Origin of the sequence: Marinomonas gallaica, from assembly GCF_001639745.1 — a bacterium.
Lineage (GTDB): Bacteria > Pseudomonadota > Gammaproteobacteria > Pseudomonadales > Marinomonadaceae > Marinomonas > Marinomonas gallaica.
The window spans coordinates 54,807-78,351 of record NZ_LTAX01000002.1; the positions used below are offsets into that span (position 1 = coordinate 54,807).

At 46.8% G+C, this 23,545-nt stretch carries 26 protein-coding genes; 13 read left to right on the forward strand and 13 right to left on the reverse strand.

Translation table 11 applies throughout. From position 1 onward, the window contains the following. Window positions 1-6: 6 nt before the first annotated feature. From AYW76_RS02395 to AYW76_RS02425, 7 genes are read right to left on the reverse strand one after another with little or no spacing between them, the layout of a single operon-like run. Entirely contained in the window at window positions 7-714 is a 708-nt protein-coding gene (locus tag AYW76_RS02395; protein ID WP_067215297.1) for a hypothetical protein, read from the reverse strand. Further along, a complete protein-coding gene (locus AYW76_RS02400; protein ID WP_067215301.1) occupies window positions 707-1,231 on the reverse strand; it encodes a DUF2878 domain-containing protein in 525 nt (174 codons plus the stop codon). Before AYW76_RS02400 ends, AYW76_RS02395 begins: the two co-directional genes overlap by 8 nt. 26 nt (window positions 1,232-1,257) lie before the next feature. Further along, window positions 1,258-2,520, reverse strand: a complete 1,263-nt coding sequence (locus tag AYW76_RS02405) for an SAM-dependent methyltransferase (RefSeq protein WP_067215303.1) — start codon at window positions 2,518-2,520, stop codon at window positions 1,258-1,260. Between the two features lie 10 nt (window positions 2,521-2,530). Next, window positions 2,531-3,310 (reverse strand): DUF1365 domain-containing protein, encoded by a 780-nt coding sequence (locus tag AYW76_RS02410; protein ID WP_067215306.1) that lies wholly within the window; start codon window positions 3,308-3,310, stop codon window positions 2,531-2,533. Continuing rightward, the gene (locus AYW76_RS02415) at window positions 3,310-4,563 is read right to left on the reverse strand and encodes an NAD(P)/FAD-dependent oxidoreductase (protein ID WP_067215308.1); all 1,254 of its coding nucleotides are present in this window, start codon (window positions 4,561-4,563) and stop codon (window positions 3,310-3,312) included. Before AYW76_RS02415 ends, AYW76_RS02410 begins: the two co-directional genes overlap by 1 nt. A 10-nt stretch (window positions 4,564-4,573) precedes the next feature. After that, window positions 4,574-5,335: an SDR family NAD(P)-dependent oxidoreductase gene (locus AYW76_RS02420; protein ID WP_067215311.1), complete on the reverse strand. Its 762-nt coding sequence runs from the start codon at window positions 5,333-5,335 to the stop codon at window positions 4,574-4,576. A 1-nt stretch (window position 5,336) separates the two neighbouring features. Then, entirely contained in the window at window positions 5,337-5,786 is a 450-nt protein-coding gene (locus tag AYW76_RS02425) for a nuclear transport factor 2 family protein (RefSeq protein ID WP_067030231.1), read from the reverse strand. 175 nt (window positions 5,787-5,961) lie between these two features. Here AYW76_RS02425 and AYW76_RS02430 point away from each other — a divergent pair, with 175 nt between their 5' ends. The 4 genes from AYW76_RS02430 (at window position 5,962) to AYW76_RS02445 (ending at window position 9,375) form a co-directional block, all read left to right on the forward strand. After that, window positions 5,962-6,543, forward strand: a complete 582-nt coding sequence (locus tag AYW76_RS02430; protein ID WP_067030228.1) for a sigma-70 family RNA polymerase sigma factor — start codon at window positions 5,962-5,964, stop codon at window positions 6,541-6,543. Between the two features lie 6 nt (window positions 6,544-6,549). Next, on the forward strand, window positions 6,550-7,239 hold the full coding sequence (locus AYW76_RS02435; protein WP_067030225.1) for a ChrR family anti-sigma-E factor: 690 nt from the start codon (window positions 6,550-6,552) through the stop codon (window positions 7,237-7,239). Between the two features lie 84 nt (window positions 7,240-7,323). Continuing rightward, window positions 7,324-7,506 (forward strand): hypothetical protein, encoded by a 183-nt coding sequence (locus AYW76_RS02440; protein WP_067215314.1) that lies wholly within the window; start codon window positions 7,324-7,326, stop codon window positions 7,504-7,506. 144 nt (window positions 7,507-7,650) lie between these two features. Next, window positions 7,651-9,375 carry a GNAT family N-acyltransferase gene (locus AYW76_RS02445; protein ID WP_067215317.1) on the forward strand — a complete coding sequence of 575 codons (1,725 nt, stop codon included), beginning with the start codon at window positions 7,651-7,653 and terminating at the stop codon, window positions 9,373-9,375. Here AYW76_RS02445 and AYW76_RS19485 read toward each other — a convergent pair. Continuing rightward, complete coding sequence (locus AYW76_RS19485) at window positions 9,372-9,494, reverse strand: hypothetical protein (RefSeq protein ID WP_269448090.1); 123 nt, start codon at window positions 9,492-9,494, stop codon at window positions 9,372-9,374. The two genes, AYW76_RS02445 and AYW76_RS19485, sit on opposite strands and share 4 nt — an antisense overlap. A gap of 248 nt (window positions 9,495-9,742) precedes the next feature. On the opposite strand from AYW76_RS19485, the gene AYW76_RS02450 reads away from it, so the two are divergent. The 4 genes from AYW76_RS02450 (at window position 9,743) to AYW76_RS02465 (ending at window position 14,131) form a co-directional block, all read left to right on the forward strand. Next, the gene (locus AYW76_RS02450) at window positions 9,743-10,048 is read left to right on the forward strand and encodes an isoamylase early set domain-containing protein (protein ID WP_067030215.1); all 306 of its coding nucleotides are present in this window, start codon (window positions 9,743-9,745) and stop codon (window positions 10,046-10,048) included. Window positions 10,049-10,305: 257 nt separating this feature from the next. Further along, complete coding sequence (betB, locus tag AYW76_RS02455; protein WP_067215321.1) at window positions 10,306-11,763, forward strand: betaine-aldehyde dehydrogenase; 1,458 nt, start codon at window positions 10,306-10,308, stop codon at window positions 11,761-11,763. Between the two features lie 15 nt (window positions 11,764-11,778). Continuing rightward, window positions 11,779-13,443 (forward strand): choline dehydrogenase, encoded by a 1,665-nt coding sequence (betA, locus tag AYW76_RS02460; protein ID WP_067215324.1) that lies wholly within the window; start codon window positions 11,779-11,781, stop codon window positions 13,441-13,443. 238 nt (window positions 13,444-13,681) lie between these two features. Beyond that, window positions 13,682-14,131, forward strand: a complete 450-nt coding sequence (locus AYW76_RS02465; protein ID WP_067215327.1) for a GNAT family N-acetyltransferase — start codon at window positions 13,682-13,684, stop codon at window positions 14,129-14,131. A gap of 43 nt (window positions 14,132-14,174) precedes the next feature. On the opposite strand, the gene AYW76_RS02470 is transcribed toward AYW76_RS02465, so the two are convergent. Beyond that, a complete protein-coding gene (locus AYW76_RS02470) occupies window positions 14,175-14,855 on the reverse strand; it encodes a zinc metallopeptidase (RefSeq protein ID WP_067216053.1) in 681 nt (226 codons plus the stop codon). Window positions 14,856-14,943: 88 nt separating this feature from the next. Between AYW76_RS02470 and AYW76_RS02475 the strand changes: the two genes are divergently transcribed. Next, the gene (locus tag AYW76_RS02475; protein ID WP_067215331.1) at window positions 14,944-15,528 is read left to right on the forward strand and encodes a DNA-J related domain-containing protein; all 585 of its coding nucleotides are present in this window, start codon (window positions 14,944-14,946) and stop codon (window positions 15,526-15,528) included. 63 nt (window positions 15,529-15,591) lie between these two features. After that, complete coding sequence (gene mltA, locus AYW76_RS02480) at window positions 15,592-16,707, forward strand: murein transglycosylase A (protein WP_067215333.1); 1,116 nt, start codon at window positions 15,592-15,594, stop codon at window positions 16,705-16,707. On the opposite strand, the gene AYW76_RS02485 is transcribed toward mltA, so the two are convergent. From AYW76_RS02485 to AYW76_RS02500, 4 genes are read right to left on the reverse strand one after another with little or no spacing between them, the layout of a single operon-like run. Beyond that, a complete protein-coding gene (locus AYW76_RS02485) occupies window positions 16,708-17,526 on the reverse strand; it encodes an energy transducer TonB (RefSeq protein WP_067215336.1) in 819 nt (272 codons plus the stop codon). It lies immediately after the preceding gene. Then, complete coding sequence (locus AYW76_RS02490) at window positions 17,523-17,963, reverse strand: ExbD/TolR family protein (RefSeq protein WP_067215340.1); 441 nt, start codon at window positions 17,961-17,963, stop codon at window positions 17,523-17,525. Before AYW76_RS02490 ends, AYW76_RS02485 begins: the two co-directional genes overlap by 4 nt. Next, complete coding sequence (locus AYW76_RS02495) at window positions 17,960-18,382, reverse strand: ExbD/TolR family protein (protein ID WP_067030180.1); 423 nt, start codon at window positions 18,380-18,382, stop codon at window positions 17,960-17,962. The genes AYW76_RS02490 and AYW76_RS02495 overlap by 4 nt, the downstream gene beginning before the upstream one ends. Then, window positions 18,372-19,046, reverse strand: coding sequence for a MotA/TolQ/ExbB proton channel family protein (locus AYW76_RS02500; protein WP_067030177.1), 675 nt, complete (start codon window positions 19,044-19,046; stop codon window positions 18,372-18,374). The genes AYW76_RS02495 and AYW76_RS02500 overlap by 11 nt, the downstream gene beginning before the upstream one ends. 141 nt (window positions 19,047-19,187) lie before the next feature. Between AYW76_RS02500 and AYW76_RS02505 the strand changes: the two genes are divergently transcribed. From AYW76_RS02505 to AYW76_RS02515, 3 genes are read left to right on the forward strand one after another with little or no spacing between them, the layout of a single operon-like run. After that, window positions 19,188-20,507, forward strand: coding sequence for a DASH family cryptochrome (locus AYW76_RS02505; protein WP_067030174.1), 1,320 nt, complete (start codon window positions 19,188-19,190; stop codon window positions 20,505-20,507). Continuing rightward, complete coding sequence (locus tag AYW76_RS02510; protein WP_067215342.1) at window positions 20,504-21,991, forward strand: FAD-binding domain-containing protein; 1,488 nt, start codon at window positions 20,504-20,506, stop codon at window positions 21,989-21,991. The genes AYW76_RS02505 and AYW76_RS02510 overlap by 4 nt, the downstream gene beginning before the upstream one ends. Further along, a complete protein-coding gene (locus AYW76_RS02515) occupies window positions 21,988-23,538 on the forward strand; it encodes a cryptochrome/photolyase family protein (protein ID WP_067030168.1) in 1,551 nt (516 codons plus the stop codon). Before AYW76_RS02510 ends, AYW76_RS02515 begins: the two co-directional genes overlap by 4 nt. The last annotated feature ends 7 nt before the right edge of the window (window positions 23,539-23,545 follow it).

Genomic DNA, 23,545 nt, shown 5'->3' on the forward strand with positions numbered 1-23,545 from the left:
TATAAATTATTCAACGTTTGGGTATTGATAATGTATGTCTACGGTCTGATAACTGCCTGAGGCACTGGCGATGTTGCCGCGACCATTAAAGCGCAATAAATTATGGCTGTCTGGGTCGTAGGCTACTGTAATAGGATCCACCGCTAAGGAAACCCACCATGACGTTGGCGCAATTTGGAAACACACAGCAGGCTCAACGGTCCCTGCCAAGCAATCCACTTTACTGACGTCAAATCCCACTGTCGTCAGCCGACTCGGCACAAGATAATCGATCGAACGCTTCTGCTTTAAATTTACCAGCTCGTTCCAATGCTTTTTGACATAGCGATCAAAGCCCGCATCCACCAATAAGTCATCGCTCACATCAAAACGCTTATCAAACACGACCGCATCGGATGTTTCACGGTATTCGACTTTGATTTTTGAGCCTTGTTCGGTGACTCTTATCCACTCACCACGTAGATCATTGGTTTGCTCAAACTCGGGCGCTTGTTCGTAATCACCGTAGTTTAAAAGCTTCTGAGCAAACAATTTGCCTTGCGGATCGTAATACTTTACTTCGTGCTTATCACCCTGCACATAACGATGCTTTTCAACGTACAATAGCTCGTTTGATTGCGTATCAAAGGCTTCACCGATGACTGTTTTAAAGTCTTGTGCGATGACTTGCGTACAGCATAACGTCAACGCAATGACTGCGTATTGTTTAAACATGATGTGTTCGTCCATTTCGTCGTATCGTTAATCGCGTTGCAAAAACGCCTACCTGCATTAACCAGAACCAGATAAACGCCATTAATGCCCAGGTTGCGATACTAGAGCGTCCTAATGACACTTCTGCTAAATCTGCACCCAGAAAGTAACTGAGCGGGGCAAAGACAGCAGCACCAATACTCAATAGCCAAGGACGCGTAAGTCCCCAACTTAAACAATGAAAGAATAATGAGCCGACCCCAGCCCAAAGCCCCAGAAGCCATGGTGGTGGAATAGGGAATGTCCAAATCGAGGGAGGCATAACAAGCCATCCATCAAAGATCAACGCGCCGTCGATGAATACGCCTAAAACCACAAATAGCAGTATGACCCACCATTCTGATACGGACTCAACAAAGAAGTAATGATGTACGACCAAATACAACACAATGGCCGCCACAGCCCAGTTGTCGCCCCCTAATATGCAGGCAAACCATAACAACTGGAAATTAGCGGCATTCAGCAGAGACTTCATCATGGCTTTGGCCTCCGTTGAAACATCAACTAACGGCGAGGGAAGCGATAGCTAGGCTTGGCAAAAACAAACTGCCCAGTACTGATCGCACGTTCGCGGAACCCACCTTCACAGTAAGCGAAGTAGTAGTCCCACATTCGACAAAACACATCATCAAAGCCTTGCTGCTTGATACTGTCCATTGCGTTATGAAAACGCTCACGCCAATCGGCCAGAGTGTCGGCGTAATGCTCGGTGATGTCTTCAATCGCAACAATTTGCATATCGGTTTTACGGGCAATTTTATCGGCGATCACTGCATTCGACGGCAGACACCCACCAGGAAAAATATAACGCTGGATAAAATCAACGGATTTACGCGCATAGTCATAACGTTGATCGGCAATCGTAATGGCCTGAATCGCCATAAGCCCATTAGGCTTAAGTAATGAACTGCACTTTTCAAAGTAGCTGTCGTAGTACTCATGACCTACGGCTTCAATCATCTCAATAGACACTAATTTGTCGTATTGGCCAGACAGATCTCGATAGTCTTCTAACAACAGGGTTATGCGATCTTGCAGGCCTAACTGCTTCACTTTCGCATTCGCGTAGTCGTATTGCTCTTGTGAAATCGTCGTGGTCGTCACATGACAACCATAATGCTGGGCGGCGTGAATCGCCATCCCCCCCCAACCAGTACCAATCTCGAGTAGATGGTCGTCTGGACCTAGGTCTAATTTCTGACAAATACGATCTAATTTATGCACCGCTGCTTCTTCAAGCGATGCTTCTTCCGATGGGTAAATGGCTGCCGAATACATCATGGTTGGATCAAGAAACAGTTTGAAGAAGTCGTTACCCAAATCATAGTGCGCTGAAATATTCTTGCGCGAGCCTTCCTTGGTGTTGGCATTTAAGCTGTGAAACGCTTTAGTGGCCAAACGTTTCCAAATTGGGCTTTTAGCATCTGCTTCGTTAATGAGGTTCAAATTTGCGACCATTAATCGAATAACGCCAGTTAGATCTTGCGTCCCCCAATAACCTTTCATATACGCTTCTGCCGCGCCGATACTGGTGTTGGTAAACACATCTCGGTAGACCTGTGGGTCATATACTGTAATGTGAGCATGGTACTCAGCTTCAGCGAGGTTTTGACCAAAAGTGTAGCTATCTTCACCGTCTTCTAGAACAAGGTGCCCTACTTCTAGACGTTGCAGTAATTTCAGAACGGCTTTTTTCGCTGCCTTCTCAACAAAGCCTTGGCGGCTTGTAGCCTTTTTTCGTAAACCGACGCTAACTGAGTTACCCATTGAAAACTCCTTAATCTGAAGAATGCCCCAAGGTGTGCTTTGGGTGATCTTGTACAGGGACACGCTTTATAAACAGCTTGAGTGCTTGCCAATATATTCCCCATGCGACTTTCGCAGTCATCCATGGGTAACGATACAAATTAGCATTGAGACTGGCCTGATTAATGGGCTCTCGGCGCAAAGCTAGGGTGGCGTCAAACACACAATTCTGTTCACCGTGATGTTCTTTGTTTTGCATGTGGATGGCCAGTTTCTTACCCGGAACATTACTACGCCAATCGTAAAAATGATCCATCGGGTGAAATGGCGACACATGCATTGTTTTGTCTATATGAGTACGCTGAACAGCGCGCTTCGGATCACAAGAAATAACGTAAGCCACCTTTTCTTGCCAAGGTGTGTTCGTCACTTCAAGCATCATTGCCTGTAACTTCTCTTGCTCATCAAAGCAGTAATAAACAGAAATGGGATTAATTAAATAACCGAAATAACGTGCATTAGTAAGCAAACGTACGGGGCCATCGAGCGCTAACCCCAGACGACCGTTCACTTCGTCTAACACCGCTTGCTTAAGGGGCTTTTTGGCATCACCAAAGTAATCACTTCTGACAAAGCGAGCTGGGCGCCAACGTTTGGCCGACCACCAAGGGGTCAAAGAGAGCAATTGATCAACTTCATCAAGGTCAAAGTAAATCATGCTCACCGTGTAAGTAAATGCATGCGTTTTAGGCGAGAAGCGTCGATGACGGACTTGCCCCGTATACAGTGCACTCGCCCAATGATCAGACATTACCAGTTTACTCCTAAGGCTTGCGCGACCCGCACACCACTCCAACAGCCATCTTCATGAAAACCATTGCGCCAATACGCGCCACAGAACCATGTGTTACCGAAGTTGATGTCTTTCCAACGCTCTTGTGCTCGAATTCCCTCTAACGTAAACGTTGGGTGAGCATATTGATAGCGACCTTTGATACTCGTTGGATCGATGGCATCCGTATGATTTAACGTCACAACGTACGTTTGGCTAGCACCTTCAATGTCTTGCAAGATATTCATGTTGTAACTTAAGGTCGCTGGTTTGCTTTGGTCTGATCCCAAATGATAGTTCCAGCTTGACCAGGCTAACTTGGCCTTCGGCAATAATCGAGTATCCGTGTGCAACACGACTTCGTTGTTGCGGTAAGGAATCGCGCCAAGAATGTCACGCTCGTTTTGCGATGCATCATCCCCTAATAACGCCAACGCTTGGTCACTATGACAAGCAAATACAACATGGTCGAACGTCTCTGCACTGCCGTCTTCAAAGTGCAAGGTGACGTTGCCCGGCGTGCGCACGACTTTTTGAATATCACTGTTTAAACGGATTTTATTCTTAAACGTTTTCGTCAACGGTTCTAAATAGGCACTGGAACCGCCTTTAATCACATGCCATTGAGGGCGGTTACTGACACTTAATAAGCCATGATTTTTAAAGAAACGTACAAAGAATAACAACGGAAACTGCATCATTTCCTGCAGTGTCGCCGACCAAATAGCGCTGCCCATCGGAATCAAATAGTGACTAGCGAATGTATCGCCGTAGCCTTGACGCTTCAAATAGTCGCCCAAGGTAATACTGGCATCGATTCGACCTGACTCAAGATCTGCCACAGACTCTTTATTGAACCGCATAATGTCTTTGAGCATGGTCAGAAAAGACCAATTGATAAGGTTTTTACGTTGAGCAAACAGCGTATTTAAATTATTACCGCCATACTCTAATCCGGTGCGTTCACAGCTCACACTGAAGCTCATCTCAGTGGGTTTAGTCGCCACCACCAATTCTTTCATCAGACGAATAAAGTTTGGATAGGTCCAATCGTTGTACACAATAAAGCCGGTATCGATATGGCGCTCAATCCCTTGATCATCGACCACTTTCGTAGCCGTGTGTCCGCCAATACGGCTGTCTCGCTCGAAGACTGTAATATCATGTTCACTGCGTAACAAATAGGCGGCCGTTAAACCTGAAATACCGCTACCAATAATGGCAACCTTCATACCTTAATCCTTATTCGGAGCGCTCACGCGAATTGTACTTAAACCAAAGTTTAGGGAAGAGTCGAGCCATTGCCAGTACAGCGGATAGACGCTTCGGAAATGCATATTCATAAACGCGCTTAGCAATGGCTTTTTCAATACGTTGGGCCGCCTGTTCTGGCGACATAATAAAGGGCATATCAAAATCATTACGTTGGGTCAGAGGTGTATCAATAAAGCCCGGTAAGATACAACTAACCGCCACATCGTCAGGCGCTAAATCCAAACGCAATGATTCTAGTAAGTAACGTACCGCGGCTTTACTCGCACCATAGGCTTCAGAACGAATAAACGGAGCCTGCACCGCTTGAGAACTCACCCCAACCAGATGAGAATTTGATGTGGCTTTCAGTAGCGGCAAACACACTTGAATGGATCGCACCATGCCCATGTAATTCACTTGATTGACACGTTCAAACAAGCCCCAATCTGGCTCATCAATGTCTAAGTATTCACAAGTACCGGCATTTAAAATCGCCAAATCCAAATGCTGCGTTTTCGCCTCTAAAGCTTCTTTAACAGACTCAACATCCGACTCTTTCGTTACATCAAACGCGATGAACGATAACTCATCAGGATAGAGTTGCTCTAATTGCTTTAATGATCCTTCTCGACGTGCTGATACAATGACTTTATTGCCTGATAACAAGTAGTGTTTGGCAAGGGCGAGTCCAAGACCAGAGCTTGCGCCAGTAATCCAAATCGTTTTCTTATGTTCGTCTTGTGCGCTCATATTATCCCTCCGTGGCTAATCGCTGACGTAAGCGTTTGACGGCCCAACCGACAACCGGTACGTGCTCGTAAATCATTTGCCCCATGTCGTAGACGTCTTCATGATAGTAGATACGATCGTCAAACTGTATTTGCGACATACCACGCACGACATGGGTTTCTTTCCCCAATTTGGGATGACAAAAATACATGTTCCATTTGATATAGGCTTTATCTTGCCCAACAAGTTGGTCGAGAAATTCAAACCGACCACTTTCCACACTTTCACACGTTTCAGAAAGATAAGCATGAAGTTCAGCAAGCCCTTGCACCTGATGGATCGGATCACGGAACTTGATATTGCTTGCATACACATCTCCAATAGCATCCAGTTTGGGATGTTTTACGTCTTTATAAAACGCCTTAAAGCGTTCGATTAAAGCTTGTTTTGAATTTGTGTCGTTTGCTTGCATACAGATGCACCTAAGAGCTTTACCATTAGTGATTGAATTGTGTCCGATATAAACAGATACGTTATGAAAAAAACTTCAGATCACTGATCCAGTACAAAGATCTAACCGTATAACAATTTTGCGAGAGTCTTTCGCCACACCCAGACTGACCCACGTGCACGTTTGGAGCCCTAGGATGAACACAGTTTCAGAAACGATTAACGATAGCAAAAATGCTTTGTTAGAAGATATGACACAAGTAGCCGTCGCCCGCGATACGCGAGCTCTAGAGAGGCTATTTGATCATTATGCACCGCGCATACGAGCTTTTTGCTTGTCAGCACAGCCGGGTGCAAACTTAATGGCGGATGACATCGCGCAAGAAGTGATGATCCGAATTTGGAACAAAGCGCATTTATACAACCCTGCGACGGCGTCATTAAATACATGGATTTTCACCATCGCCCGCAACGCACGAATTGATTACATGCGTAAAAATGGTCGCTACCAAAGCGACATTGATCCAGAAGAATTCTGGAGTGAAATGGCCGATGAAAATGCGGACCCATTTCGAGAAGCACAACAGCAACGCGACCAAGAACGAGTTCGTGACGGTTTAAAGCAGCTTCCTAATGATCAGCAACAAGTGCTTGCAAAGGTTTATTTAGAGGGGAAAAGCCACTCAGAAGCCTCTGAAGAACTCGGTCTACCTTTAGGTACTGTTAAATCTCGTGTTCGCCTTGCGTTGAACAAGTTATCCGTAATTATTAAGAGGTAGTCGTTTATGCTTAGCTGCCACCCAACTATCGACATTTTGACCGATTATTCTTCAGGTTCACTTTCCCTAGCTCACGCTCTGGGTGTTTCCGTGCACCTTGATCAATGCCCAAAGTGTCGTGAACAAGTTAAACGCCTAAACATGGTTGGCGCCGAGTTGTTTGCTAGCCAAACTGACACGGTCAGCAAAGATCATATGGCACAGCTAAAAAGCAATGTGATGGCGGCGATCAACCAAGCCGACGTTACCCAAGCCAAGCAACAAGAAGATAAGGATGTATTTTCTCACATTCCTGCTTCATTGCGCCGCTTGATACCAAAAGGGTTCAATGCACTTAATTGGATGTATCTGACGCCCTCTTTCAAATTGGCAACGCTTAGTAACGAAGCGGGTGGGCCTCAGATTGCTTTGTCTAGAATCAAAGCAGGTGCTCGCCTGCCAAGCCACACTCATACGGGTAACGAAGTGACCATCGTATTGAAAGGCGCGTTCTCAGATGAAGATGGTTTATACCGTGAAGGCGACTTCATTAGTCGCGACCATAATCACAAGCATCAGCCTCGTGTGACCAAAGATGAAGAGTGTATCTGCTTGATTATACTTGATTCCCCCATCGAATTTACGGGTTGGGTGACACGTTTGCTAAATCCAATAATGCGCCATTTTCATCCAAATAATGCACTAAATGGAGCCTAAGTTCGTCGAAAAAATTAACTAAAGCCTTCGTAGCCGAAATTTGATATGATTACAACTTAATCTAATTAAAAAAAGGAATACACCATGGCTGCGAAAAAGAAACAAGCCGATGTTCCAATGGAAACATCTGCGACAATCGAAAAACAAATGGAAGAGTTTTTGGCTCGTGGTGGCCACATCGAACAAATTGACCAAGGCGTAAGCGGTCAAGCGAACTACAAAGGCTCACGCCATATTACGCTTGGCAACAGTAAGCCAAAAGCGTAACACTTCTTAAAAGCCGGTCCCTGATCGGCTTTTTGCTGTTTGACTGATCACTTTGTCATCAACCAGACACAAAATCGTCACCCTGCTGTCACCATCACTCCCTAGCCTGACTAAGAGACATCAAAAGGTTAGCGGAGCTATATCGTGTTACAAGTCGAACAAATCATTTCTAACAAAGCACCCGGTTTTCTAGATAAGAGCCCTCTTATCACGAAGCCTACATTAAGCTTTTTAAAACGTCTTTTTCACGAGAATGAAGTCAACCAATTCCTTGAGCAGAACGGTAACTGCGTAGGCTTTGAGTTCATTGACCGAGTTTTGGATCACTTTAACTTTGGCTATCAAGCCAGCCAAGTTGACCGCCGCAACATTCCTGCCATTGGCCGTTCTTTAATTGTCGCGAACCACCCTCTTGGTGCATTAGACGGTTTGGCTATCTTGCGTTTAATCGGTGAAATCCGCAGTGATGTTAAAATCATTGCAAATGATCTACTGCTTGGCTTTGACGCTTTAACAGGATTAGTTCTACCGGTTGATAACATGGGTGGCAAAACGGGCCGTAAGCAACTCAAAGCCATCATGGATTGCTTACACCGAGAAGAATGCGTGATTATCTTCCCAGCTGGGGAAGTCTCGCGCTTATCGCCAAGTGGCATCAAAGATCTAAAATGGAACTCCAGCTACCTTAAGATCGCTGAAAAAACTAACAGCCCAATTCTGCCAGTCCACATCGGCGGCCGTAACTCCATGATGTTTTACACCAGTTCATGGGTATATCGTCCGTTATCTACGATGCAACTCGCAAACGAAATGTTTCGCCAGCGCAACCGTCGCATCCCTATTCAAGTAGGTGAACCGATTCCGATTCAGGAGCTCGCGAAACTCCCCCTTAGTACTAAAGAAAAAAACAAACTTGTGAAGCGACACCTGTATCGCATCGCCAAAGGCCGTAAGCCTCTGCTGAAGACAGAGAAAACCATCTCACATCCACAGAATCGTCAGCAGTTAAAACTGGAGCTAAAACGTGCCGAACACTTAGGCTCGACCAAAGACTGTAAGCAAATTTACTTGGTCGAATACGAGCATGAATCCAGCTTGATGCAAGAAATTGGCCGCCTACGTGAAATCGCTTTCCGTAAAGTAGGCGAAGGGACTGGCGAGCAAAAAGATTTAGATAAATACGATCAATACTATCGCCACTTAGTCCTATGGGACGAAGAAGCATTGGAAATTGTGGGCGCTTATCGTATTGGAGAGGTTTACCGTTACTTAAAATCAGGCACAGATCACAGCATTTACAGCAGCACTTTATTCAGCTATAGCTGTGACATGGAGCCATATTTTGAGCAAGGCATCGAACTCGGTCGCAGCTTTGTGCAGCCCAAATACTGGGGCAAACGTAGCCTCGATTACCTATGGTATGGCATTGGTGCTTATCTGGTTAAACATCCAGAAGTACGTTACATGTTTGGTCCAGTGAGCTTGAGTGGTAACTTCCCACCGCTTGCCAAAGATATGATCGTGCATTTTTACCGTACGTACTTCGCCGATAAGGAGCACCTTGCCGCGTCCTATAATCGATACACTATCCCTACTGAGCACAAGCAACTGGTAGAGAGTTATTTTAATGGTGACTGCTACGAAGAAGATTTTCGTAGTTTAAAAGAACAGTTGGGGAATCTTGGCGCAGCCGTCCCAACACTGTTCAAACAGTACAGTGAACTGTGCGAGGACGACGGCGTTCGATTCCTAGACTTTGGCGTCGATGCTAGCTTTGGCTACTGTGTTGATGGTCTTGTGTTAGTCGATCTAGAAAAAATCAAAGACAGTAAGCGTAAGCGTTATTTGGAAGCCAATAACATTGCTTAAGAGTCATGATGATTTGAGTGTCGATGACTTTGACGTCGATGCTTAATGTGCCACAAGTAACCAAGTTTAATTACCAAGGCAGCGGCGAGTACCAGTAAAACAATGTGAGCGAATTCCATAAAGACCTCCTCTTATTGTTGCCTTACTCATTTAAGATTAGTCGCCAGGGCCAAGAAATTGTGCACAGTTTGAACAATATGCCCTCATTTTTAGCGCTCAAGTTATGTACAATCGGTTATAGGAGCGTAAAAACAAGGTAAGCTGGGGATAACGCCTATATTTGTCCCCATTGGCGTAAGACTTGCTTGCAAACAAGCCGGATGTGCATAAGTCACGAGAACCCTGTCGCGGACTCAAGGAGCTGAAGATGATCGAAAAAACCTATTTAAAGACCAAACCTCAATGCAAAGTGAAGTTTGCCCTGCCCGCCGAACAATTGCGCGGCGCCAAAAAAGTCTATCTTGTCGGGGACTTTAATGGTTGGGATGAATTAGCAACGCCAATGCGTAAACAGAAATCAGGTGTGTTTGCCTCCACCGTAAACCTTGAAAAAGACAAGCAATATCAATTCCGCTATTTGATAGATGGCACCATCTGGTTAAACGATGACAACGCGGATGCTTATGCACAAAGTCCTATCGGTCCAGATCATAATTGTGTATTAGACATATAATCGCACTTTCAACAGTTCCTAAGGGCCACTGTTTACAAAACAGTGGCCCTTTTTTGTGGCCTTAATCGCTTCAGAACCTTCCCTTTTGCCTATTCCCATACTTTTTTTTCTTCTATGGATTTCAAAATCACTCAATTTATGTACAATGTTTTTATTAAACGCTCATTTAATAAAAACATAGCCATACGCTATGTAACATCGAGCATCTCATTTACATCCATTTATGAACACGATTTTCAGACTTTGAGAGGTGAAACATGGCACATAAGCAACAATACATTCATGGCCGCTACGTTACTTCAACGACAGGAGAAACGTTTGACACTTACAACCCAGCAACGGGTGAGTTGCTGGCAACGGTTGATCTTGCGGGGGAAAAAGAGCTGCAGGCTGCCATTGATTCTGCCAAAGAAGGACAACGTGTTTGGGCTGCCATGAGTGGTATTGAACGTGGTCGTATCTTGAAACGTGCAGCAGATTTGTTACGCGAACAAAACGACGACATCGCCAAATTAGAAGTATTAGACACAGGTAAGCCACTGCAAGAAGCACTTGTGGTTGATATTCAAACGGGGGCCGACGTGATCGAATATTACGCAGGTCTGGCCGATAAGATCCAAGGCGACTTCCAAGATCTGGATGCAGACAGCTTCTATTACACGCGTCGAGAACCTCTCGGCATCTGTGCAGGTATCGGTGCTTGGAACTATCCGATTCAAATCGCCTGCTGGAAATCAGGCCCCGCATTAGCAGCGGGTAATGCGATGATTTTCAAACCGTCCGAAGAAACTCCACTGACCGCTTATAAACTGGCAGAAGTGTTCACTCAAGCAGGTCTTCCTGACGGTGTATTCAATGTGGTTCAAGGCGATGCTCGCACAGGCCAACTGATCACCAACCATCCGGAGATCGACAAAGTGTCTTTCACGGGTGAAGTCGGCACCGGTAAAAAAGTCATGGCAGCAGCAGCCTCTTCGCTTAAAGAAGTCACGATGGAGCTGGGCGGCAAGTCACCCCTGATCGTTTTCCCTGATATGCCGGTTGATCAAGCTGTCTCAGGCGCTATGTTGGCGAACTTCTATACCCAAGGCGAAGTCTGCACCAATGGTACTCGAGTATTTGTCCACGAAGACATGTTAGAAGCCTTTAACGCTGAGCTAAAGCAGCGCACAGAAGCCATGATTATTGGCGATCCAATGGATATGGACACACAAGTAGGTTCATTGATTCACAAAGACCACATGGAAAAAGTATTGGGCTATGTGGCGGCTGCAAAAGAAGCTGGTGCGACCCTTTTGTGTGGTGGTGAACGCTACACTGAGAATGGCTGTGAAAACGGTGCTTTTGTAAAACCCACCGTCTTTATCAACTGTACTGATGAGATGCCACAAGTACGTGACGAAATCTTCGGCCCAGTGATGTCAGTCTTGAGCTTCAAAGACGAAGAAGAAGTCATTCAACGCGCTAACAACACAAAATACGGTTTAGCCGCAGGCGTCTTCACCAAAGACATCAGCCGTGCACACCGCGTCATCAAACAACTTGAAGCGGGTATATGCTGGATCAACACATGGGGCGCTTCCCCGGCCGAAATGCCTGTCGGCGGTTACAAAGAGTCTGGTATCGGTCGTGAAAACGGTCTAGCGACTCTGCATGCTTATACTCAAGTCAAGAGCGTGCTGGTTTCAATGACGGATATTCCAAGCCCTTACTAACGAGCGGGAGGTAACATGAACGATTTATACGATTACATCATCGTTGGCGCTGGCTCTGCTGGTTGTGTCTTAGCAGATCGTTTGACAGAAAGCGGTGAACATAAAGTGTTGCTCGTCGAAATGGGCGGCTCTGATAAAAGCATCTTTATTCAGATGCCAACGGCTTTGTCTTACCCTATGAATACCGACAAATACGCTTGGCAGTTCCACACCGATAAAGAAACGGCTTTAGACGGGCGTGAAATGCATTGCCCTCGCGGTAAAGTGTTAGGTGGCTCATCGTCAATTAACGGCATGGTTTACGTACGTGGCCACGCTTGCGATTTCGATGAGTGGGAAGAGCACGGTGCCAAAGGCTGGAATTATCAAACCGTTCTACCGTATTTCAAGCGTGCTGAAACATGGAAAGGGGGCGCTGATACATACCGCGGTGGTGATGGCCCATTGTCGACCAACAACGGTAACGACATGTCCATGAACCCGCTGTATCAAGCCTTTATTGATGCGGGTGCAGAAGCGGGATACGGCACCACTGACGATTACAATGGTTACCGTCAAGAAGGCTTTGGCCCCATGCACATGACCGTCAAAGATGGTGTACGTGCATCGACTTCAAATGCCTACCTTCGCCGTGCTATGAAACGTCCGAACTTAACGCTACTTACTGGCGTATTGACCAAGCGTATCACATTCGAAGGTAAACGTGCTGTCGGCTTAGAGTACCGTTACAACGGCAACACCGTTCATAGCAAAGCCAGCAAAGAAGTGATTCTCAGTGCCGGTTCTGTTGGTTCACCAACCATTTTGCAACGCTCAGGTATTGGTCCGAAAACTGTTCTCGACAACGCTCATGTTCCGGTTGTTCATAACCTACCGGGCGTAGGCGAAAACCTTCAGGATCACTTGGAAGTCTACTTCCAATACTGGTGTAAAGAGCCAGTGTCTCTGAACAGCAAACTCGGCTTAATCAGTAAAGGTTTAATCGGCACACGCTGGATTCTGTTTAAAGATGGCCTCGGCGCAACAAACCATTTCGAATCCTGTGGTTTTATCCGCTCTCGTGCTGGCTTGAAGTGGCCAAACATTCAATACCATTTCTTACCTGCAGCGATGCGCTACGATGGACAAGCGGCGGTGGACGGCCACGGATTCCAAGTACACGTGGGGCCAAACAAGCCAGAAAGCCGTGGTAAAATTTGGATTGAAAGTAAGGATCCTGAAGCAAACCCTCGCATTCAGTTTAATTACATCAGCACCGAGCAGGATAAACAGGACTGGCGCGATACGATTCGCTTAACGCGTGAGCTGCTGCATCAACCAGCATTGGATCGTTATCGTGGTGAAGAGATTCAACCTGGCGCCCATGTTCAAACCGACGAACAGATTGATCGTTGGGTAAAAGAGAACGTGGAAAGTGCTTATCACCCATCTTGTACTTGTAAGATGGGCGCGGATGACGATGCCATGGCCGTGCTGGATGACGAGTGTCGCGTGCGTGGTGTCGAGTCTTTACGCGTGGTCGACTCGTCAATCTTTCCAACCATTCCAAACGGCAACCTTAATGCACCGACTATCATGGTCGCAGAACGGGCAGCCGACATGATCTTAGGCAAAACCCTACTGCCATCAGCCAACGTGCCAGTATGGATTCACCCTGAGTACCAAACTCAACAACGCTAGTTGTTGAACCCAGCGTTACTCCTTTTTAGGCCTCCTCGGAGGCCTTTTTTTCGCCACAACTCCCATCGGCCTAAGATAGTTAAACCAAACTCCGGTTGGGGATTAATGCCTAGAACTACCTCTGAGGTTTTGCCCTACAACCAAAGCCAATTTTTACTTTACGCACATACTGAAAATACTTTGGCGTCTGCTTAGAAAGCTGTAATGATTAGAACATCACTTTTAAAGGAGCCATTTGATGCAGATAAGGACATTACAGATAGAAGATTTAGAAGCCGTTAGTGCGGTCTGCATGGAAGCGTTTATGGCATCGGTTGCCGAGTCCCTGTCAGAGGAAGGCATCGCGACGTTTACCAAGGTAGCAGCGTCTGACGCTTTCTTCGAGCGGATGAGCAAAGATACCAATATGCTGGTGGCGTTGAGCGACGATGAAATAGTCGGTGTCGCGGAGTTACGCGAAGGTCATCACGTGTCCATGCTGTTTGTTAGGCCTGATCATCAAAGACATGGCATTGGCACTCAGTTACTCGATGCTTTGTTATTACTGACCCACAGCCCAAAAGTAACGGTCAGCGCTTCGCTCTCCTCCATCGCCGCGTATCAAAAATACGGTTTTATTGACTGCGATGACATAAACGAAATCGCAGGGTTAGTTTACCAACCTATGGATATCACATTGCCTAAATAGACAAGTACAGGGAAATTGGGCAGTGACACTTATCTTTCATAATTCAGCGCCTTGGTAAACGCCAGAACAATAAGATATTCATCAACGCTGAAGCCACATACGTCATGGCGCAGGCCGTCAAGATACGACGCACTTTAGGAATGTCTTGGCTCGGTAAGTAGCGGCCTTTGGTCAGCATCGGTAAAGCTTTGTTAAAGCTGGCATCCCATTCCTCTGGCAAAATTGCTAATTGCACAAACACCGTTACAAGCCCCAAGGTCACAATCACCACACCATGAAGCACAGGTGTGTAAGGTAGACGTAACGCAGCGCTGACAATCGGCCATGCAAACAACATAATCACGGCCAGACGCTGGATCATCATGGCATAAGGCAAATAACGTGTTCTGAGACGGGCAACGGTTTCTTGGCGATGATGGGCAATGGCATGACCGACTTCGTGCGCTGCCACCGCCACAGCAGTCAGTGAACGTTCGTTTAACACATAAGGGCTAAGGCGTACGACTTTCGCTTGGATATCGTAATGGTCTTTACCTTCTTCGGCCGCCTCGACCTTAACATCTTGTAATTCATAACGTTTTAATAAATGTCGTGCCAGCTCCCCACCTGTACCGGGGAGATCTGGACGGGGTGCCTGATGTTGTTTCAGTACTTTTTTGACCCATAGCTGGGGACCAAAAAAAATGGCGATCAACACCAGAAGTAACAGAATGTAAACTATCATTCGTATTTTAACCTCTTGATTACAAGTCTCACTTTGACCCATGCAAATGGCGTCGCCTACACTAGTAAGCAAAGCATGGAGCAACGCTATGAGAAATCCACTTATTCCCGATATTCTAGCGCTATTACGCGAACATTCTGACGGTATTTCCGAATACGATCTGCTAAAAGTGTTAAAAAACAAACACACCATGCTGAATAAATTGGCTGACGATCCTAACTTACAGCTGTTTCGCCAGCACTTCTTGATTATGAATGCACTCTATCAGTTACAAACAAGTCTATGGCAAGAAGAGCAAGTCTCACTGATCATCACCGGCATGCGCATTAATCTACTCTATGACCCACCCGCGCAGGCCAGTTCAAACGCCACTACTCTCACTCAAAGTGCAGATGCTAAGTTAGCGGCCTATTACTCTGATTGGGACGAATACGTCAGCACCGAAAAAGAAGATGTCGAGCGTTTATTAGACAGCTTCTACAACGGCATCGTAAACACGGATGAGCGTAAAGATGCCTTAAAGACGCTGGCATTAGACAGCGACTTGATTGATGATAAGGACGCGATTAAACGTCAATATCGTAAGCTAGCCCATGATGCTCACCCTGATCATGGCGGCGACCCCGAGCTATTTATTAGTCTGCGCCAAGCCTATGAATGCTTAATGCATTAACTTGAGTGAACTAATAACGCACTTCTTCTGTCTTATCGTTCTTACACCCAACGCGTTGTTACTATGACACCAAAATTCTTACTTTTACTGCTACCTCTGTTAATTTTATCGGCTTGTAGCAATCGTGAAATTGATTCGTCGAATGATTTCCCAAATAACGGCCGTAATGAACAGGCGCCTAAGCGTGACGAGCTGTACCTAAGCGAACGTTTACCTCCGGGCCTTCCCTACCCTGACGCCACGTTTATTAATGGCCTGCAGCAACAGATTCGTTACTTAGATCGTATTTCAGCACAAAACTATGAACTGGATAATTTGACCGTTAGCCGAGATGATTTACGTGCCACCGCCGAAGAAATCGACACGTGGCTAAATCACCCGACTTACTCGCCCGCGTTAACAGCGCACCAAATTTCGGGACAAGACCAGCGTGGCAACGTGCAAATCACAGGTTATTACGTGCCCGTAATGGAAGTACGTCATCAGCCTGATGAGCATTATCGTTTCCCACTGTATCGCAAACCAAACCGAGCCAAAGGAGAGCCTCTACCCTCCCGTGAAGAGATCGACTTTGAAGGCGCGTTGGACAATCAGAATCTTGAAATCGCTTACACCTCAAGCCTAGTGGATAACTTCTTTTTGCACGTGCAGGGTTCGGGCATGGTGGAGTTCGAAGACGGTGAGCGCCGCCTATTGTCTTGGGGAGGCGTTAACGGCCATGCTTATCGCAGTATTGGCAAAGTCCTCATTGAGCGAAATGAAATAGCGCGAGAAGACATGTCCGCTCAAGCCATCCGTGATTGGCTCGCGCAACACCCAGACAAAATGCGTGAAGTCATGTCGACTAATCCAAGCTATCTTTTCTTTAGTGAAGGATTAACGCTTCCGGTAGGGGCTGCAAATGTGCCTTTAACCCCTTTATATTCAGTCGCGGTCGACCCCCGTGTAATACCTCTCGGCAGTATTCTCTTGGGCGAAGTGCCAACATTAGACGAACAAGGCGAGTTAGTCGGCCATGAGTTTCGGTTGCTGTTAGCTCAAGACAAAGGCGGTGCGATTAAAGGGCCAGGGCACATCGATTGGTATCAAGGGATCGGCGAAGCCGCTCACTTCCATGCGGGTCAACTTAAGCATTTTGGCCGAGTGTGGCTGTTACTACCACGCTCGGCCAAACACTGATTAGTCACGCAACTGGAATTGTACTGGGAGCGTGATATCAAGGGGCTCACCTCCCATTTCTAAGGTAAACGCTGGCAGAGGTTGCGAGCGTTTCACCATTTCAATGGCCGCTTTATCCAATCGTTTCGACCCTGAGCTTTGGGCAATCGCAATGCGACGCGCATCACCATTTGGAAACGCAGTAAAGGAGACGGTTACAACACCTTCTTCCCCACGACGTCTGGACGCTCGCGGGTAACGTTTATTGCTGGCAAGTTTGGCGGCCAATTTAGCGTAATAATCGGCGGTAGCACCCGCCGCACCACCATTCGATGCGGCTTTGGCTCGACCTGTCGTGGCTTTTTGTTGCACCACCGTTTTATCTGCTGTTACTTGTTTGGCAACAACAGGCTTAGGTTCTGGTTTCGGTTTCGGTTTTGGTTTCGGTTTTGGCTCAGACTTAGGCGCGATGATCTCACTTTTTTGCTTTACCTCAACTTTAGGCTCAGGCTTTGGAAGCGGCTTGGGCTCCGGTTCAATTTCAGGCTCTGGCTCTACTTCAGGTTCAGGTTTAACTTCTGGCTCAGGCTCGACTTCTGGCTCTGGCTCAACCTCCGGTTCGGGTTCGATCTCTGGTTCTGGTGGCATTTCTGCCTGCGCTACCACAGTCTTTTGCTTAACTCCCATGTCACCTAGCATGCCGAGATCAAACTCAACCCCTTGCTCGCCTGCAGCAAGGCTACCTGACTCATCTTGGTTATGCAGGAAAACACCGTAAAAAGCCCCAGCGTGTAACGAAACGGCTAAGCTGCTAGCAACGATCCAATGACTTTTCTTCATTCCTCATCTCCGTGACCAAGTTGCGTTGCAACGCTGACTTTCGTTAAGCCTGATGCACGGATTTTAGAAAAAATAGGTCGCAGTGTTTCAATACTCAGATCACCGTCGGCTTTAATTTGTACCCAAAACGAGTCTGGCGCTGGCGCGCGATCAAACAGATCCGTTAAACGCGGTTCAATCTGATCTAGCAACACAGACTCATCATTTAAGTATATGTCACCCTCTTGACCGACCACTAACAACACATTTGGCTCGGACTCTGCGCGCTGTTCATTAATCGAATCTGGTGGGATTATTTTGATCGGATCCGATTTTTGAATTTGTCCAGCGACCATAAAAAAGATCAACATTAAAAAGACAACGTTGATTAGAGGTATGACACCATCATCCCCCCCTTGGCGATTTCGCTGGGCAATAAATTTTTGATCGATATTCATGGTTGAGTTTCGCTAAACGCATTGGCAATGGAGAGCTTCTCTGCTCCCTGAAGCTTAAGTTGATCGGCTAATGTCATCAAAGACTGCAACGAAACGCTGTCTTCGGCTTGTAGCACAAATAAGCGACCTTGATTATCTTGAACGATTGAACGAATACGCTCACTGTTTTCAACGGCGATAGACTGCCCATCGAACCAGACTAAACCATCGTTGGCACGCAACTCAAACATTGCAGGGTCCTGTCGATCTTGCTCGGGAATCACCTCCGCTTGGGGCGCAGAGAGTGGCGTGTCCAAGACTCGCCATGCGACAAACGAAGACGTTAACATAAAGAATAATAACAAGATAAAAACGACATCAATAAGCGGTGTCAGGCTGATCAGCTGCTTCTTACGAGGCTGATCGAGCTTAAGCGGCATGCAACACCTCGCGCGCAGCGACTGCTGCAAGGCGCTCACCTTCCTTTGATGTAAAAACCTGAGTCACGGCATCGTTCATGTTGTGCGCAACACGCTCAACTTTTCGCTCCAACCATGCATGCATTGCCACAACAGGGATCGCGACAGCAATACCGACAGCGGTTGTTAGCAAGGCTTGCCAGATACCACCTGATAACACCGATGGATCGACTTGAGCGCCTGCCCCTTCCATTTGCTGGAAGGCAGTAATCATACCCAATACCGTACCCAATAAGCCCAACAATGGGCTCAACGAGCCAATGATTTCCAATGGACGCAAAAATGAGCGCAGATCGTGTAATGTGTTCAGTGCTCGACGCTCCGCTTCTTCACGAATGGTCGCTACTTCACGGTTTGCCTGACGCATGGCGTCCATACTGTAAGCAACTATACTTTCTACTGGACGCTTGTCAGAGAGCATCGCTAACGCACCATCGATGTCACGCGCACGCCAAGCATCTAAGGCTTTATCGACCGTTTTACGACTTTCCGCGCGAAGCATGGCTAGTTGCCAAAGCTTGACGAAGAAAATCGTCACAGCGATTGTAGAGAACCCTAATAAAATCCATACAACAGGGCCGCCTACGATTAGGAAGTCTTTGATTTGTTCCATTGTGCTATTCATTGCACGCTCCAGAGAAGAAATAACAGTAATTAGACAATGATATTCATTCTCACCTACATTTACAAGAATTTACTCGATAATTTGTTGCAATCCAAATCCGCGTTTTTTGCGTACAAAAGCTATCGATAAAAGGAGAGCATTATGAGCATTGGTGTCGTTTGGTTTGGTAACGATTTACGCACTTCAGATCAAGCCATGCTATGGCAAGCCAGCCACGAAGTGGAGCAATTGATCTGTATTTATTGTAATACACCGCTGCCAGGCCACACTCCGTTAAATAACTTTGCAGCCCCTTCTCACAAGCGTCAACGCTTTCTTCAAGATGGGCTCGACGATCTCGCATCCAGTCTGGCGGAAATGGGCCACAGCCTATTTGTCAGTGAACAACAAGCCCTTCAGATTTTTCCAATACTTTTCAATGAGTTACCTATTACTCATGTATATCGCAATCATCACCCAGGCTGGTATGAACAAAAATCACTCAATCAGCTTATATTTGATTTCCCTGATATTCAATTCCAATTGCACCATGGCTTGACGTTATTTGAACCCAAGGATCTACCATTTACACCAAAGGAACTGCCTGATTCGTTTTCAAAATTCCGTAAAGCCGTCGAATTGAGTGAATTACTACCACCTGCCCCCGAAGTGCAATTTTTACCCCCGCAGGTGTCTTTCGTACTGCCCGGCCTCACGCCTTGGGTGGTACGCCAACGTGAAGAGCAGCTTTTATTCAATGGCGGCGAGTTGGCCGCACTGACTCAGCTCAGTGATTACTTCGCCACTGAATTGGCAAGTCATTATAAAGAAACACGTAATGCGTTAGACGGCTGGGAGCATTCCACTAAATTTTCGCCATGGCTTGCCCAAGGCAGTATATCCCCCAGTCAGATCAAAGCCTGCTTAGATGTGTACGAACGCGACCACTGCGCCAACGACTCAACCTACTGGATATTCTTTGAACTGTTATGGCGAGAATATTTTCACTGGTATGGCACGCGCTACGGTAAAGACCTGTTCCGTGGGCAAGGCATCCGCGGACAGGGGTCAAAAGGCAGCTTTTACGCAGAACGGTTTCAGAAATGGTGCCAAGGTAATACCCCATATCCGATCGTGAATGCTTGCATGAAACAGCTTAATAGCACGGGCTATATGAGTAATCGTGGTCGTCAACTCGTTGCCAGCTGTTTAATCTATGATCTTGGTATCGACTGGCGCTATGGTGCTGCTTATTTTGAATCTCAATTAGTCGACTTTGATGTGGCATCCAACTGGGGAAATTGGCAATACATTGCAGGTGTAGGAGCCGACCCGCGTGGTGGTCGCCATTTCAATCTAAATAAACAAACCCAAATGTACGATCCTGAACATCACTTTATTGAGCGCTGGGGCGGTCATCAATGTGATCAACAACTCGACTCCGTTGATGCGGCGGATTGGCCCATTGCGCCGAAACAATGAGCACCTCGCCTTCTCCAGTTGTGGTCTGGTTCAAGCGTGACCTACGCTTAACCGACCACTCGCCTCTCAATCAAGCGTGTCGCAGTGGACAACCACTGATTTTGCTGTATTTGTTTGAGCCTGAACTCATTAACGATCCCCATTACGATGAACGCCATTGGCGCTTTGTATGGCAGTCACTGCAAGACCTACAAGAGCAGCTGTCAGTGTACGGGGCAAGCCTTTTGATCAAACAAGAGAATGCCTTAAACGCATTCTCTGCTTTACATAAAATTACCGGTTTCACTCAGCTCTACAGTTCACAAGAAATTGGCATTAACCTCACTTTTGAACGGGATAAAGCTGTTAATGCTTGGTGCCAAGCGCACGATGTCACATGGCATGAAAGCCCATCGGGCGCGGTGATTCGTACTTTAAACAATCGCCAACATTGGGATAAAGCTTGGCAGCAAGTGATGCGTGCACCGATAGAATCACCGGATCTTGAAAACGTAGATTGGTACCCAGTCACTTCAGACCCTACTTTTACGCCGAACAGCACATGGCAAACACCGCAAAGAGGCGTTCAAACGGGAGGCCAAACCCTCGCTTGGCAAACATTGCGCAGCTTTTATGAAGGCCGTGGACAGGATTATTACCGTCAACTATCCAGTCCTCTCACCAGTCGCAATGCCTGCACACGTTTATCCCCCTATCTCGCTTGGGGCAATATCAGCTTGCGAGAGGTCTATCAGGACGTATTGGCTCGTTGGCATACCAAAGGCTGGCGACGCACATTAATTGCACTCAGTTCCAGGCTGCATTGGCATTGTCACTTTATGCAGAAATTTGAAAGCGAGCATGCTATGGAGTGGCGTCCGGTAAATCGTGGTTATGATGCTTTTCCCTATCGCCAAGACGCACAGGTAGAGCAGGATTTGGTTGCTTGGCAGACAGGACAGACAGGCGTTCCTATGGTGGATGCGTGTATGCGTGCTTTACACTCTACTGGCTATATTAACTTTCGCATGCGCGCTATGCTGGTGAGCTTTTTATGCCATCATCTCAACATCGATTGGCGCCTAGGCGTACATCATTTGGCGCGATTATTTTTGGATTTTGAACCAGGGATTCATTACCCTCAGTTTCAAATGCAAGCGGGCATCACTGGCGCCAATACAATACGCATTTATAATCCAGTGAAGCAGTCGCAAGACCAAGATCCTGACGGCCTATTTTTACGCCGCTGGCTACCTGAACTTGCGCAGATTCCAAACCCGCTGATTCATACACCTTGGGAAATGACCGCAATGGAGGAAACCTTGTATCAATGCCAAATTGGCCACGATTACCCTAGCCCAATCGTCCCGTTAGCGGAGGCGGCTAAAGCAGCCCGTGATCGTTTATGGGGATTTCGTAAGTCCACATTCGTACAACAAGAGAAGCAACGCATTCTCAATACTCATGTTCGAACTTCTTCCCGTCGTAAAGGCCGTCCATCATGAGCGAATACCATACGTTACGCGTTATCTTAGGCGATCAACTCAATGCGGCTCACCGCTGGTTCCGTAAACCCGAACCCGGGGTACTGCATTTAATCGCCGAGCTGCACCCCGAAGCCACTTACGTGAAGCACCATATTCAGAAGCTATGTGCGTTCTTTTTGGCCATGGAGAACTTCGCCAATGCCCTTATGGATGCGGGCCATCATGTACAATATTTAACCCTTGATGACACACAAGGGCAAACCTTAGAGTCGCTTATCTTAGGCTTGGCTAAAGAACGAGGCGTGCGTCGAATCGAGCTTTTACGTCCTGATGAATATCGCATAATGATGCAATATCAAAGCATTGCGACTCACGCACCGATGTCAGTGTCGCTGACCGATACTGAGCATTTTATGCTGCCATTTGATGAGATTCCGAAGCATTTCAAAGCCAAAAGCATCATTCGCATGGAGCACTTCTACCGCAAAATGCGCCAGCGCTTTAATGTATTGATGGACGATGATCACTCACCAGAAGGCGGCACATGGAATTATGACAACGCCAATCGACAAAAACTCAAACAAAAAGATATGGCACACATTCCAGAACCTTTGCTGTTCAGTCACGATGTCACACACCTTTTAGAACGCATTGATCGTCATAACATTGCTTACATCGGCAAGGCCCACGAAAAACTACTGTGGCCCGTAAGCCGTCATGATGCCTTGACCCTGTTGCAGTATTTCTGTGATCACTTGCTCCCAAACTTCGGCCGTTTTCAAGACGCGATGACCGACAAAACACCTCATAGTTGGAGCCTTTATCACTCCCGCTTGTCGTTTGCACTCAATACGAAAATGCTGCACCCCAATCATGTCATCAAAGCCGCCGTCTTAAGTTACCGCTATCGTAAAGACATCGACATAGCGCAAGTAGAAGGGTTTGTTCGGCAGATATTGGGATGGCGAGAATACGTACGCGGCATGTATTGGATCAACATGCCCGACTATCATGAGCAGAATGCCCTCGGCGCAGATCGAGACTTGCCAGAGTATTTCTGGACCGGTGACACCAAGATGAATTGCTTGGCTCAAGCGATTGGCCAGTCACTGGAGTATGGCTACGCCCACCATATTCAGCGATTGATGGTCACGGGCAATTTCTGCATGCTGACAGGCATCGAACCGGATCAAGTCGACGAATGGTACTTGGGCATTTATGTAGATGCCATTGAATGGGTTGAGTTACCCAATACACGCAGCATGAGTCAATTTGCCGACGGCGGCTGGGTGGCTTCTAAGCCGTATGCTGCCAGTGGTAGTTACATTCAAAAAATGAGTGATTACTGCGCTTCATGCCATTACAACGTCAAAGAAAAAGTGGGCGAACAGTCTTGTCCGCTTAATAGTCTGTACTGGCGTTTCATGCTTAAACACCGCGACCGTCTGCTTAACAACCCACGCATCGGCATGATTTACGGAAACTGGGATAAACAAGACAAAGCCCTACAAGACGACACCATGGAACGTGCTCAATGGTGTTTAGACAATATTGAGTCACTGTAATCACAGT